This window comes from Saccharopolyspora indica (genome assembly GCF_027853965.1).
GTDB lineage: Bacteria > Actinomycetota > Actinomycetes > Mycobacteriales > Pseudonocardiaceae > Saccharopolyspora > Saccharopolyspora indica.
The window spans coordinates 60,211-73,003 of record NZ_JAQGLB010000010.1; the positions used below are offsets into that span (position 1 = coordinate 60,211).

Here is a 12,793-nt window from a genome sequence, read left to right on the forward strand (position 1 = left end):
GACGATGACTGAGATTCAGATGCCGAGGCTCTCCGACACCATGGAGGAGGGCGTGATCTCGACCTGGCGCAAGAAGGTCGGCGACCAGGTCAGCCGCGGTGAGGTGATCGCGGAGATCGAGACCGACAAGGCCCTCATGGAGCTGGAGGCCTACGACGACGGGGTGCTGGAGAAGATCCTCGTCGAGGAGGGCGCGACGGTGCCGATCGGCACCCCGATCGGCGTCCTGGGCGACGGTTCCGGCGCGGCGGCGGAAGCCGCTTCCACCCCGGCGCCCGCCGCCCCGGCTGCCGAGTCGGCTCCGGCCGCTGAAGCCCCGGCCCCGGCTGCTGCCCCGGCTCCGGCCGCCGCTCCTGCTGCTGCGCCCGCCGAGCAGGGCGCCAAGCCGAAGGCGTCGCCGCTGGCCAAGGCGGTCGCCAAGGAGAAGGGCGTCGACCTGGCCACGGTGCAGGGCACCGGCCCCGGCGGCCGGATCATCCGCGCCGACATCGAGGCCGCCGCTGCCGCCGCCCCGAGCGCCCCGGCCGCCCCCGCCGCTGCTCCGGCCGCTCCGGTCGTGGCGGCGAGCGAGGACGTCGAGGAGGTCCCGCTCAACAAGATCCAGAAGGTGAGCGCCAAGCGCCTGACGGAGAGCAAGCAGCAGGCGCCGCACTTCTACCTGACCAGCGCCATCGACGTCACCGAGCTGATGGCGTTCCGCGGCACGCTCAACGAGCGGCTGGCGGCTGCGGGCGGCCCGAAGGTCAGCGTCAACGACCTGGTCGTCAAGGCGGTGGCCACCGCGCTGCGCGCGAACCCGTCGGTGAACGTCTCGTTCGCCGGGGACAAGCTGCTCAAGCACAAGCGGATCAACCTCGGCGTCGCGGTGGCGATCGAGGGCGGTCTGGTGGTGCCGGTGGTCAAGGACGCCGACCGCAAGAGCGTCTCGGAGATCGCGACGGAGAGCCGCGAGCTGGCCGGGCGCGCCCGCGAGGGCAAGCTGAAGCTGGACGAGATGTCCGGCGGCACCTTCTCGATCTCCAACCTGGGCATGTTCGGCATCGAGCAGTTCAGTGCGGTGATCAACCCGCCGGAGGCGGCGATCCTGGCGGTCGGCGCGGCCCGCGACGAGGTGCAGGTCCGCGACGGCGAGTTCGTGGCCCGCAAGATCCTGCGCGTGACGCTCTCGGCGGACCACCGCGCGGTGGACGGCGCGGTGGGCGCGGCGTTCCTCCAGCAGTTCACGGCACTGCTCGAGGACCCGATCCGCATCATCGCCTGACACCTGGTGAGGCCAAGGCCCCTTCCGCGAAGACCCCCGAATCTCGCGGAAGGGGCCTTTTCACGCGCGCGTACCAACTCCGCGGTTTCCGGGTGAACCGCCGAACACCGCAGCTCAACCACGAACGCGCCCCACAGCCGTACGAGGTCGCGCGCCAGTACAGCGCTGCGTCGAGCGGATGAAGTCCGACGGCCTGGACGATCTCTACCAGCGCGGCTACGTCGTGCACCGCGACAAGACGGGGATCACCGCCGGTCTTCCCGCTGCGACGACGGCTCCTCCCGAGCAGTCCCCTCCGACCGCCGAGGAGTTCGAGGAGAACCAGCACGAGTTCTGGTTCGAGGCGACTCAGGCCCCGATCTACCTCGCCCGGGGCGAGCTCTGGCCCGCTGCTCTCCGCCAAGCCGAGATGCGCGATCTGCTCCTGACCGTGCTGGAGTGGAACGCGGCAGCCCGGTCCGGCGGGGCAATCGACACCTGGCACAACGGGCACCACCTCCAGGAGTGGCTCCCGGACGACTACCACGCGAGGATCGCGCCGATCTTCGCCCAGTACGACCCGGCGGACGGCGCGCGGGCGTGGCGCGCGCTGATCGACCTCTACTCCGATGTCGCGGCGGAAACAGCGCGCCTCGCCGTGCTCCCCCGGCTGGACCTGAAGGCGAAGGTCCTGCGGCACGTCGACTCGGTCCTGCACGGGCCGGGGGACGGCACGTCGTGAAGCACTCGCCGACTGCTCAGGCCGTTTCCTCCCGGTAGATGCGGGTGAGTTCGGGGGCGTAGGCGAGGAGGAGCTGGAGGGTGCTGATCGGGGCTCCGATCAGGCTGGGCACCGCCAGGTCGTGCGCCACGTGGGCGCCTCGGTGAGTGGGGACCGGCGTGGTCACGTCGGTGAACCAGCGCAGGAAGTCGGCCGGGACCAGCGGGATTCCCGTCGCCCGGTCCAGGTTCTCGTTGAGCATCAGCAGCGCGGCCTGCGGGTTGCGGAGCATCCAGCGGTAGAGCTCGCTGAACTGGAAGATCTGCCAGTCGATCCGGGTCGGGCGGGCGCCGTTGGCCTCGGCCAGGCGCAGGCCGTGCTCGGTCGAGGCCTGTTCGGCGTTGCCCCACGCCGGGTCGTGCGTCCAGCGGTCGGTCAGCTCGCCGCGCTGCATGCGGCGGAGGTAGTCGGCCCACAGGTGCGATCCCGGGTTGCCGCCGTCGTCGTCGGAGACGCCCAGGGCCATCGCGGTGCCTCGCTCGATGCCCTCCAGGATGCCGGCGTCGACGTGCGAGACCCAGGAACCCCGCTCGCCGAAGCCCTTCTCGATGAAGAAGCCGATGATGCCCTCGATGTTGCGCCAGTGCCGGAAACCGGGGATGTACTCCGCCGAAACCCGGTCCTGCACGGCTCGGACGAACGCGAGCCGCTCGGTCAGCGGCAGGGCCTCCAGCTCGGCCGCGCTGCAGTCCAGAGTGGACGCGCACGATCGGCCGGTGCGTTCCTGCGCGCTCGCCGGGATCGGCAGCGCTGCGAGGACCAGGGCGAGCAACAAGGGCACGAGACGGGCCACGGAACTCCTCCTCGGGGTGGGCGTCGAGCAGGAAGTGAACCACCAGGACGATCATTCGTCGCCACGTCCACGCAGGGTTTCACCGGATCAGGGCTCGGTTTCGTAGCAGAACCGTCACACGGTGATCGAGACGCGCGGACATCGGCCGGTCACGGTGGGGCACATGCGAAGTCGTTCTCTGCTGTTCGGCGCGGTGCTCGCGCTGACCGCGCCGCTGGTGGGCGCCGTGCCCGCACAAGCCGTCCTGGGCGGTACCGAGTCGGCCCGGCCCTATCCGTTCATGGGTTCGTTCCAGCCGTCCTTCCCCAGATCACCGCATCCCGACGGGCACGGTTGCGGCGTGGAAGTGCTTGCTCCGCAATGGGTTCTGACCGCCAGCCACTGCGCGGGCAAGAATCCGACGGGCGCTCGGGTGGGCGTGCCGCGGGGCTGGCAGGTCCGGATCGGGTCGCTGGAGACCGGCGGCGGGGGAGAGGTCGCCGAGGTCGACCACTACTACCGGCTGGCCACCCACCAGGACGAGGGCGGTTTCTGGGGCAAGGACCTGGCGCTGCTGCACCTGCGGACCCCGGTCCGCGCCGAACCGGTGTGGATCGCCTCGGCCACACCACCGGAGAACACCCCGGTGCGCATCATGGGCTGGGGAATGACCTGCGATGACAGCAACGATCCCGGCTGCTTCACGGAGAAGCTGCGGGAGGCCGACACCGTGGTGCAGCCGAGTTCGGCGTGCCGGGAAGCGAGCCCCGGAGAGCTGTGCATCGGCAGCCGGGACGGCAGCGTCGCTTCGAGCAACATGGATTCCGGTGGTCCGGCGCTGGTCCGCGAAGGCGGCGAGTGGGCGATCGCCGGTGTGGTCAGCGGCCCGGGCGGCGGGGAGAGTTCTCCGACGCTGTTCACCGACGTCACCAGGCACGCCGACTGGATCAACGGGATCATCGGCGGCACCGACGTGCCGCCGGACGACCGGATCCCGAACGTGGAGGGCGCGGTCGAGCTCAACGGCTGCGTCGGTTCGGTGGTCCGCACGCCGACGGCCCGGCCCGAGGATCCGGCGCTGCTGCTGACCAACGGGCACTGCGTCGAGCAGCGGCCCGAGCCGGGGAAAGCGCTGGTGGACCAGCCCGCGGATCTCGAAGTGCCCATCGCCGATCCGCAGGGCTACCCGCAGAGCACCGCCCGCGCGAACCGGCTGGTGTACGCGACGATGACCGGCACCGACATCGCGCTGTACCGCCTCGACAAGACCTACGGCCAACTCGCCGGTGAGGGCGCGAAGGTCTTCGAGCTCGCGTCCGGTCCCGTGCGCGCGGGCGACCCGCTGACCATGGCCTACACCAGCCGGCGCTTCAGCTGCCTCGCCGAGGCAGTGGTCCCGCACCTGCGGGAAGGCGGCTACCAGCAGGACGATTCGATCCGCTACGCCGCAGGCGAGGACTGCGCTCCGTGGCCCGGCACTTCCGGCGCGGCTCTGCTGGCGCCGGACGGCAGCACGGTCGTGGGGATCCACAGCACGCACAACCGCGACGGCGAGCAGTGCACCGCCGACAATCCCTGCGAGGTCGGGCCGGACGGGACCGAAACCGCTGTGCAGGGGCGTGCTTACGGCCAGCAGGTCCACCTGATCGCGGCCTGCCTCGGCGAAGGATCGGAGCTGGACCTGTCCCGCCCGGACTGCGCCCTCACCGGAAACCGCCGGTGAGGAGCCCGCGGCAACCCGGTCAGCTCAGGGCGTCGACGAGCTTCGGCGTGAGGTGGTCCAGCGCGAACGGGATGCTGGAGACCGTGGCCGAGCCGAGGGCCATCGTCAGGTCGTAGTCGTCCAGCAGGATCAGCGAACCCCGCTTGGCCGCGGGGAGGTTGTTCAGCAGCGGGTCGTTGCGGACCGCGTCCACGTCGGTCGCCTTCGCCGTGGTGACGATGACGACGTCGGCGTCCAGCAGCGAGACCTGCTCCTTGCTGATCTTGACGTTGAACTTGCCGCCGCTGTCCAGCCCCTCGATGGCCGGGGACAGCCGCAGGCCCAGCTGCTCCAGCAGTGCGGTCCGGGCGTCCTGCTTGGTGTAGGCCGCGTAGGTGCCCGCCGAGTCGGTGCGGACGGTGACGTGCGTCTTGCCCTGGAACAGCGGGTTGGCCTCGCGGGTCTGGTCGATGCGCGCCTGGGTGTCGGCGAGGAGCTTGGCGACCTCGTCCTGCTTGCCCAGCGCACGGCCGATGGTCTCGGCCTGCACCCGCCAGTTCACCCCGTAGTCGATCGCCTCCGGCGGCTGCGCCACCACCGGGTTGAAGCTGGTCAGCCGGTTGTACTGCTCCTGGGTCAGGGCGCTCTGCAGGGCGAGCATGACGTCGGGGGCCAGCGCGATGACGCCCTCCGCGTCGACCTCGCTGCCGAAGATCTTCGGCTTCTCGCCGCGGAGCATCGGCTCGACCCACGGGCCGACGCCGCTCTCCCACGGCCCCCACTTGGTCAGCCCGACCGGGACGACGCCGAGCGGCAGCAGCACGTCGTGGTCGGTGATGCCGAGGCTGACGATCCGCTGCGGGGCGGCCTTGATCTCCGCGGTTCCGTACCGGTTCGGGATGCTCGCCGGGAATCCCGGGCCGCCCTGCGGGCTGTCGGCCTCGCCGGGAGCGCCGCTGGTGCCGCAGGCGGCCAGCCCGGCGGCGGCGAGCACGCCGGTCGCGCCGATCAGGAAGCCCCGCCGGCCGATGCTGCGGGCGGCTGCTGGGGGAGGAGTCATCTCCGCGTCCTTAGTAGTCCGACATCTCGTGGAAGAAAGGCTAACCTAACTCAGGGTGCCGGTGATCCGCTGGTGAATCGGATCACCGGGGCGCCGCGAGGGCGTATCGTGGCTGGGAGAGCGATCGCACATCAACCAGCGTTGGAGTCGCGATGAGTGACGATGACGTTTTCGGCCGCCGTTGGGTGCTCTCCGAGGACGAGCTGCTGCGGATGCTCTGGCGGAGTCACGCCGGGGAGAATCCCGACGTCCTGCTGGTCGAGCTGCACGCCAACCGCTGCGCTGACCGGCGCAATCCCGGGCCGTTCGGCGCACGCACGCCCAGGACGCCCCGGCACCGGCGCCATCGCGCGGTGCGCTGATCACACCCCGGGCACATCCGGCTGCCGGTACCGTGTCTGTCGATCGACACCCCGGACTGGAGATGTGCCCTGATGAGTTCGTTCCTCGCCGGATTCCGCGCCCTGGGCACCGGGTTCGGCCTGATCCTGCGTCGCCCGAAGCTGCTGCTCCTCGGCGCGTTGCCCGCGCTGATCAGCGCCGCGCTGCTGCTGGGCTGCCTCGGTGCGCTGATCTACTTCAGCGGTGACCTGGTCAGCTGGATGACGCCGTTCGCCGACGGCTGGGGCGATGTCGGGCGCCGGGCGCTGCGGATCCTGGTGGGCGTGGCGCTGGTCGGTTCGGCGGCGTTGCTGGCCTCGGTGTCGTTCATCGCGATCACGCTGCTCATCGGCGGACCGTTCTACGAGCACATCGCAGAGAAGGCCGAAGAGGAACTGGGGCTGGACACCTCCGACGACGGTGCCGGCGTGATGCGCCAGCTCGGCCGCGGGGTGAAGGACTCGGTGAAGCTGGTGCTGATCGCGCTGACCGGCGCGATCGTGCTGTTCGCGATCGGGTTCATCCCGGTGGCCGGGCAGATCGCCGCGCTGGTGCTCGGCGCGCTGTTCGGCTCGTGGCTGATCACCTTGGAGATGGTCGGCCTGGTCTTCACGCGGCGCGGGCTCAAGCTCGCCGACCGGCGCCGGGCGCTGCGCGGGTACCGGGCCGCGACCTTCGGCTTCGGCCTGCCGACCTACCTGCTGTGCCTGGTCCCGGTGCTGCAGCTGGTGGTGATCCCGTCGGCGGTGGTCGGCGGGACGCTGCTGGCGCACCGGGTTCTCGGGCCGACGCCGCGGGACGCGCGCTAGAGCCTGTCTGGGCCTCTTAGTCCTGTGTGGACCGGCGCAGTCCCTGGTCGACGAGGTCGATGAGCCACTCGAAGCTCTCGTCGACGTCGGCGGACCACTGGAAGCCGTGCGCGGCCTGCAAGGTGGCGAAGCCGTGGAAGGAGCTGCGCACCGCGCGCAGCGCGTGGTCCAGCTGATCCGGCTCGACGGGGTAGCCCCGCAGCACCGCGGTGAAGGAGTCCAGCAGCCGTGCTCCGGCGACCGCGATCGGATCGTCCGGGCCGGTCGGCTCGACGCCGACGGTGGCCGCGTACCGGCCGGGGTGGGCGAGCGCGAAGCCGCGGAACGCGCGGGCCGCGGCGGCGAGGGCGTCCCGGCCCGCGCGGCCCCGCACGGCGGCGCCCACCGCGTCGGCCGCTTCGGTGAGGGCGAGCGCGGCGATCCGGCGGTTCAGGTCGTCCTGGTTGGCGATGTGCTTGTAGAGCGACGGTGTTCGCACGCCGACCCGCTCGGCCAGCAGGCCCATGGTCAGCCCGGTGAAGCCGACCTCGTCGGCGAGCGCCGCTCCGGCCGCGACGACGGCGTTCGGGTCGAGTCCGGCCCTAGGCACGGGCGGGTTCCAGGAACGACAGCATCGCGGTGACCACCTCGGCGGGGAACTGGACGTGCGGGTAGTGGCCCGCGCCGGTGATCATCTCAAGCCGGCCCAGGCCGGGCGGCAGCGCCGCCACGATCGCCTCGCCCTCGGCCCGCGGGGAAGCCCAGTCGGGGTCGAGGGTGCCCTGCACGATCAGCACCGGGCAGCCGACGTTGCCCAGCTGCGTCCCGGCGTCGACTGGCGCGGACCGGCCCATCAGCTGCATGGCCTTCATCCGGCCGGGTTCGCGCAGCAGCGCGTCGATCCGGGCGAGGCGGGCGTCCCAGTCCGCCGGTTTCGGGCCGGGGTGGGCGATCTCCAGATACTCCTTCCAGAGCCGGACGCTGCCGAACAGGGCCGCGCCGAGCAGGCGGAGCATGCCGCGGCGGAAGCGGGCCACCCGCAGGTCGCCGAGCGCGATCTGCTGCTCGCGGGTGAACGGCGCGAGTTCGACGACCGCGGTGATCAGCGACGGAGCCTTCGCCGCGGCGATCGTGGCGGCTCCGCCGGAGATCGAGTGCCCGACCAGCACCGCCGGGCCGCCGAGGTGGTTCACCAGGGCGATCAGGTCTCCCGCGATGTCGGTTCGGGTGTAGGACGGCCACCCGGTGCTGGACTCGCCGCAGCCGCGCAGGTCCGCGGCGGCGACGCGGTGTCCGGCCGCGACGAGCGCCGGGGTGATGTGCCGGTAGGCCTCGCGGCTGTCGCCCATGCCGTGGGCCAGCACGACGAGCGGCCCGGAGCCGGTCACCTCGTAGGCGAGGGTGCCGCCGTCGACGGCGAGGTGTTCGGTCATCGCGACCTCCCGTTGGCTAACTCGATTAGCTAAAAGCTAAAGTCGTTAGCCAACAGTGTCAAGCCGCGTGCTCAGGGGAGGAGCGCTGGACGCCGACGATGATGTCGCGCGCATGCCGCGATGTAAGGGTGACGACGGGGCGCGCTTGATGATGTCGGGTGCACTTCCGCAGGTGGGGCCCGTGAGCGTTTTGTGGGGTCATAGCACCACAAAACGCTCACGGTCTTTGACCAGGGGAAACTGAACTTCTCGCGGGGTGAGCAGGTGCTGAGGCTCCCCGGCGGCGGGGGTGGGCACCTAGAGTCGGGGTGTGACGAAGCCTGTGCAGCCGGACGACTCGTACCTCCGCGCCGTTTCCGCCGCCACCGAGCGGGCGGTGGCCGCGGCCGCGCCGATCCGTTCCGAGCACGCCGGGGCCGGTGAGATCCTGCGCGCGGAAGTCGAGGAGTGGGTGGACGTCCACGCCGACGACCTCGTCGCGCTGAGCCGCGACCTGCACGCGCACCCGGAAGAAGCGTTCGCCGAGCACCGGTCCGCGGCGCAGGCCGCGGAGCTGCTGCGCCGCCACGGGTGCGACGCCGAGGTGGGTGTCGGCGGGCTGGACACGGCCCTGCGCGCCGCGGTCGGCGGTGCGGGTCCGCACGTGGCGGTGCTGGCCGAGTACGACGCGCTGCCGGGCATCGGGCACGGGTGCGGGCACAACATCATCTGCTCGGCGGCGGTGGGCGGGTTCCTCGCCGCGGCATCGGCGGTGACCGCGACCGGAGGCCGGGTGAGCCTGTTCGGCACCCCGGCCGAGGAAGGCGGTGGCGGCAAGGAGCACCTGGCCCGCGCGGGACTGTTCGACGACGTCGACGCGGTGGTGATGCTGCACCCGTTCTCGCACGACATCGCCACCCACCCGTTCCTGGGGCGGCGGCAGGTCGAAGTGGTGTTCCACGGCGTGGCCGCGCACGCCGCCGCGCAGCCGTTCATGGGCCGCAACGCGCTGGACGCGGTGGTGGCGACCTACCAGGGCGTCGCGGCGCTGCGCCAGCACATGCCGTCGACGGACCGGGTGCACGGGATCATCACCGACGGCGGCAAGCGCCCCAACGTGGTGCCCGATCGCGCCGCGGCGCTGTTCTACGTGCGCTCCGCCGAGCCGGGATCGCTGCGCGACCTGGCGTCCCGGATCGAGGCCATCGCGCACGGCGCGGCGTCGATGACGGGCTGCGGGGTGGAGCTGAACTGGGACAACAACCCGGCCTACCTGCCGATCCGGCACAACGACGAGCTGGCCGCCCGCTGGGCCGAGCACCAGGCCCGCCGCGGCCGGACGTCGCTGCCGCGCGGTGTGGTCCCGGAGTACCTGACCGGCTCGACGGACCTCGGCAACATCAGCTACCGCGTCCCGGCGATCCACCCGATGATCGGCCTCGGCGACCCGAACCTGGCCCTGCACACGGCGGAATTCGCCGCCGCGGCGGGAAGTCCGGCAGGCGACCGGGCGGTGCTCGACGGCGCGGTCGGCCTCGCGCTGACCACAGTGGACTACTTGACCGACGCCGCGCTGCGCGAAGCGGTCGACGCGGAGTTCCAGGCCGCGGGCGGAACCCTCGACGTCCCCGGCTACTTCGACTGACGCTCCACCGGCAGCCGCACCGCCACCGAGCAGCCCCGCCCGCCCGGTCCGGGGCCGAACTCGGCCGAGCCGCCGCAGGCCAGTGCGCGTTCCCGGACGCCGTCGAGCCCGTGGCCGTTCGTGCCGCCGGTGTCGCCGCGCCCGTCGTCGGTGACCGTGATGAGCAGGTCGTCGGCCCGCCAGTCCAGGGTCACCGAGATCTCCGCGGCGTTCGCGTGCTTGATGGCGTTGGTGAGCGCCTCCTGCACCGCGCGGTAGGCGGCCAGCTCCGCGTCCGGCGCCAGCGGGCGAGGAGTGCCCGACACCTCCAGGGAGGTCTTCGGGCCGGCCCTCGCCACCCCTTCGACCAGCGTCGGGATCTGGTCCGCGGTGGGCGCGCCACCGTCGGCGGGCCGGTCCAGCAGCCCGAGCAGCCAGCGTACCTGGGTCATCGCGTTGCGCCCGGCCGCGGCGATGTCGTCGAACGCCCGCTCGGCGCGCTCCGGCTTGCTGCGCACGACCACCGGACCGGCTTCGGCCTGCACGATCATCAGGCTGATCGCGTGCCCGAGGATGTCGTGCATGTCCCGGGCGATCACGGCGCGCTCCCGTGCCGCTGCTCGCTGCGCCTCCAGCTCCCGCTCCCGTTCCAGCTGCCGCGCGTGGGCCTGCCGGTGCGCCGTGGCCCGGCCCGCGGCCCAGGCCGCGGCGTACATCACGATGCCGTGCACGACCGTCTCCGCACCGGCGTGCAGCACGACGCCACCGAGCTCCAGGGCAGCACCGACGCCCAGCAGCGCCAGCCCCCGGGCGCGTTGCCGGGAGCTGCCCGCGGCGGCCAGCGTGTACGTGGCGACGAGCGCCGCGTAGGCGACCGGCTGTCGTGCGGTGTCCGGGTCGTTCAGCGTGTAGGCGGCGGTGGCGAGGATGACCAGCGCGAAGACCAGCAGCGGCGCCCGCCGTCGCCACAGCAGCGGCAGCGCTTCGCCCAGCACCGGTAGGTACTGCGCGAGCGTCCAGCCGGTCTCGGGGGCGGCGACCCGGGTGGTGACCAGGAACGGCGCGGTGTGGGCGGCGAGCACGGCCAGCGCGATGCCGGAGTCCACAAGGGATGGTGGAATTCGGCGGAGCAGAACGGCGAGTCGTGGCATGGCGGCACCAATCTACGTGAAGTGCAGGCCGGCGAAGTTGTAGATCAGCGCGGCGGCGGCGAAGGACACCGCGCCGAGGGTGAGCGCGGTGTAGGCGATCCGGCCGGGCAACCGCCACCAGCGCCGCCACCACGCACCGAGCGCGCAGAACACCATCAGGGCGGCCAGCGGGACGGTCGCCGAAGCCAGCACCAGCAGCGCGATCAGCGTGGGCGTGGCCTCCACGACGGCTGTCGTCGCAGCGGGCTCGTCGAGCATGATGGCGCCGAACCAGGCGACGAAGGTGACCACGACCGCACCGGTGAACCATCCGGTGGCGCGGGCGATCCGGGCGCCTCGCGGATGCGCCGGACGGCGGCGCGCGCGGCGGATCGCGGCCAGCAGGGGGAATCCGGCCACCGCGAGCAGCCCGGCGGCGGCGCCGAAGCCGAACATGCCCAGGTGCAGCTGCGGAAGGTCACCGGCGCCGATCCGGTCGAACACGTTGGTGCTGCCGTCGATGGCGAGCTGCCCCGGTTCCGGGAAGGCGATCAGCCCCCACCCGCCGCGCTCGGCGAACAGGCCCGGCTCGACCTGGTCCCAGTCCTTCGGCCCGCCGGACAGGCCGGTGGTGCGGATGCTGCCGTCGCCGTTGGCGGTGACGTGCACCGGTTTCCGCCAGAGCGCCTTGACCTTGTACATGCTGAACCGGCTGGTCCGGCCCGCCTGGTACCAGCCGGTGTACTGGTCGGCGTCGGCCTGGAGCGGGGTGCGCGGCGCGGGTGCCCTGGCCGGGAGGTAGGTGTCGACGAGCGCCTCCACGAGCTCGATGCCGTCGATCCCCTCACCGCCCTCGCCGTCGCCGTTGGCGACGATGTTGATGCCCAGGTCGAGCTCCGGCACGAACAGCATGTAGGAGTTCATGCCGGGCATCTCGCCGCCCTTGAACAGCAGCGGATGACCGTTGTGCTGGATGTGCTCGAAGATGAAGCCGACACCGCGCAGCGCCGGGTGCTCGGTGTGCTGCTGGCGCTGCATCTCCGCAGCGATGCCGGGGCCGAGCCTGGGATCGCGGTCGAGCTGGGCGAGCATGTAGCGGCCCATGTCGGCGGGCGTCGACGTCGGACCGGTGCCGCCGGGGATCATGTAGCCGCAGGTCGCCTCGGTGGGAGTGCCGTCGCCGAGGTAGGCGGTGGTGTCGCCCTTGCCGCCGCAGCGGGCGTCGGAGTCGTTCATGCCGAGCGGCTGGAAGACGTGCTGCTCGACGTAGTCGGCGTAGGGCATGCCGGAGGCGACCTCGACCAGGTGCCCGGCCAGCGCGGTGCCGTAGTTGTTGTAGACCACGCCCGATCCCGGCGGCCTGACCCTGGCGGGCTGGTACTTGGCGAGCCCTTCGGCGAGCGGCTCCCGGTGGACGAGCATCCCGACCATGTGGTCCTCGTCGAACCCGGCCGTGTAGGTGAGCAGGTGCCGCAGCGTGACCGGCTGCCCGGGGTAGGTGTCCTCGATCTGGAACGTGCTCAGGTAGCGGTTGACGTCGGCGTCGAGGTCCAGCTTGCCCTCGTGCACCAGTTGCAGCGCGGCTTGCGCGGTGAAGAGCTTGGCCTGCGAGCCGACGAGGAACCGGGTGCGGTCGGGATCGACCGGGATGCCCTTCTCGACGTCGGCCAGCCCGTAGCCCTTGTTGATGACCTGCTCGCCACCGGCGACCACGGTCACGGCGGCGCCGGGTATCTCCTCCTCGGCCATGGCCGCGGCGAGGTAGTCGTCGATCCACTTCTCGAGGCCGGGCGGCGGTGCGGCGGCCAGCGCCGGAGCCGCGGTCAGCAGCGCGGCGGCCGCGGTCAGCAGGCCGACCACCAGTCGTTTGATCATGCCCGTCAGCTTCGGGCGAGCACCCGGC

The 12,793-nt window shown here is 71.9% G+C and carries 12 protein-coding genes; 6 read left to right on the plus strand and 6 right to left on the minus strand.

The genetic code is table 11. From position 1 onward, the window contains the following. Window positions 1-4 precede the first annotated feature (4 nt). Both OU416_RS21980 and OU416_RS21985 read left to right on the plus strand, forming a co-directional pair. Window positions 5-1,261: a pyruvate dehydrogenase complex dihydrolipoamide acetyltransferase gene (locus OU416_RS21980; protein ID WP_270928893.1), complete on the plus strand. Its 1,257-nt coding sequence runs from the start codon at window positions 5-7 to the stop codon at window positions 1,259-1,261. A 178-nt stretch (window positions 1,262-1,439) separates the two neighbouring features. Beyond that, window positions 1,440-1,982 (plus strand): aminoglycoside 6-adenylyltransferase, encoded by a 543-nt coding sequence (locus OU416_RS21985; protein WP_270928894.1) that lies wholly within the window; start codon window positions 1,440-1,442, stop codon window positions 1,980-1,982. 16 nt (window positions 1,983-1,998) lie between these two features. On the opposite strand, the gene OU416_RS21990 is transcribed toward OU416_RS21985, so the two are convergent. After that, window positions 1,999-2,814 (minus strand): hypothetical protein, encoded by an 816-nt coding sequence (locus OU416_RS21990; RefSeq protein ID WP_270928895.1) that lies wholly within the window; start codon window positions 2,812-2,814, stop codon window positions 1,999-2,001. A 163-nt stretch (window positions 2,815-2,977) separates the two neighbouring features. Here OU416_RS21990 and OU416_RS21995 point away from each other — a divergent pair, with 163 nt between their 5' ends. After that, a complete protein-coding gene (locus OU416_RS21995) occupies window positions 2,978-4,516 on the plus strand; it encodes a trypsin-like serine protease (RefSeq protein WP_270928896.1) in 1,539 nt (512 codons plus the stop codon). Between the two features lie 19 nt (window positions 4,517-4,535). Here OU416_RS21995 and OU416_RS22000 read toward each other — a convergent pair whose 3' ends face one another. Then, window positions 4,536-5,555: an iron-siderophore ABC transporter substrate-binding protein gene (locus OU416_RS22000; protein ID WP_270928897.1), complete on the minus strand. Its 1,020-nt coding sequence runs from the start codon at window positions 5,553-5,555 to the stop codon at window positions 4,536-4,538. 152 nt (window positions 5,556-5,707) lie between these two features. Here OU416_RS22000 and OU416_RS22005 point away from each other — a divergent pair, with 152 nt between their 5' ends. Beyond that, complete coding sequence (locus tag OU416_RS22005) at window positions 5,708-5,917, plus strand: hypothetical protein (RefSeq protein ID WP_270928898.1); 210 nt, start codon at window positions 5,708-5,710, stop codon at window positions 5,915-5,917. Between the two features lie 72 nt (window positions 5,918-5,989). Continuing rightward, a complete protein-coding gene (locus tag OU416_RS22010; protein WP_270928899.1) occupies window positions 5,990-6,745 on the plus strand; it encodes an EI24 domain-containing protein in 756 nt (251 codons plus the stop codon). Window positions 6,746-6,761: 16 nt separating this feature from the next. Here the strand turns inward: OU416_RS22010 and OU416_RS22015 are convergent, their stop codons facing one another. Both OU416_RS22015 and OU416_RS22020 read right to left on the minus strand, forming a co-directional pair. Beyond that, a complete protein-coding gene (locus OU416_RS22015; protein WP_270928900.1) occupies window positions 6,762-7,334 on the minus strand; it encodes a TetR/AcrR family transcriptional regulator in 573 nt (190 codons plus the stop codon). After that, on the minus strand, window positions 7,327-8,157 hold the full coding sequence (locus OU416_RS22020) for an alpha/beta fold hydrolase (protein WP_270928901.1): 831 nt from the start codon (window positions 8,155-8,157) through the stop codon (window positions 7,327-7,329). The genes OU416_RS22015 and OU416_RS22020 overlap by 8 nt, the downstream gene beginning before the upstream one ends. A gap of 322 nt (window positions 8,158-8,479) precedes the next feature. Here OU416_RS22020 and OU416_RS22025 point away from each other — a divergent pair, with 322 nt between their 5' ends. Further along, window positions 8,480-9,781 (plus strand): M20 family metallopeptidase, encoded by a 1,302-nt coding sequence (locus tag OU416_RS22025; protein WP_270929103.1) that lies wholly within the window; start codon window positions 8,480-8,482, stop codon window positions 9,779-9,781. On the opposite strand, the gene OU416_RS22030 is transcribed toward OU416_RS22025, so the two are convergent. Further along, a complete protein-coding gene (locus OU416_RS22030; protein WP_270928902.1) occupies window positions 9,769-10,866 on the minus strand; it encodes a sensor histidine kinase in 1,098 nt (365 codons plus the stop codon). The genes OU416_RS22025 and OU416_RS22030 overlap by 13 nt on opposite strands. Window positions 10,867-10,923: 57 nt before the next feature. Next, window positions 10,924-12,765: a serine hydrolase domain-containing protein gene (locus OU416_RS22035; RefSeq protein ID WP_270928903.1), complete on the minus strand. Its 1,842-nt coding sequence runs from the start codon at window positions 12,763-12,765 to the stop codon at window positions 10,924-10,926. Window positions 12,766-12,793: the final 28 nt, after the last annotated feature.

What these genes read in the sequence shown, in the direction of transcription:
- OU416_RS21980 (WP_270928893.1), top strand. Translation starts at nt 5, where the DNA reads ATGACTGAGATTCAGATGCCGAGGCTCTCCGACACCATGGAGGAGGGC.
- OU416_RS21985 (WP_270928894.1), top strand. Translation starts at nt 1,440, where the DNA reads ATGAAGTCCGACGGCCTGGACGATCTCTACCAGCGCGGCTACGTCGTG.
- OU416_RS21995 (WP_270928896.1), top strand. Translation starts at nt 2,978, where the DNA reads ATGCGAAGTCGTTCTCTGCTGTTCGGCGCGGTGCTCGCGCTGACCGCG.
- OU416_RS22000 (WP_270928897.1), bottom strand. Translation starts at nt 5,555, where the DNA reads ATGACTCCTCCCCCAGCAGCCGCCCGCAGCATCGGCCGGCGGGGCTTC.
- OU416_RS22005 (WP_270928898.1), top strand. Translation starts at nt 5,708, where the DNA reads ATGAGTGACGATGACGTTTTCGGCCGCCGTTGGGTGCTCTCCGAGGAC.
- OU416_RS22010 (WP_270928899.1), top strand. Translation starts at nt 5,990, where the DNA reads ATGAGTTCGTTCCTCGCCGGATTCCGCGCCCTGGGCACCGGGTTCGGC.
- OU416_RS22020 (WP_270928901.1), bottom strand. Translation starts at nt 8,157, where the DNA reads ATGACCGAACACCTCGCCGTCGACGGCGGCACCCTCGCCTACGAGGTG.
- OU416_RS22035 (WP_270928903.1), bottom strand. Translation starts at nt 12,765, where the DNA reads ATGATCAAACGACTGGTGGTCGGCCTGCTGACCGCGGCCGCCGCGCTG.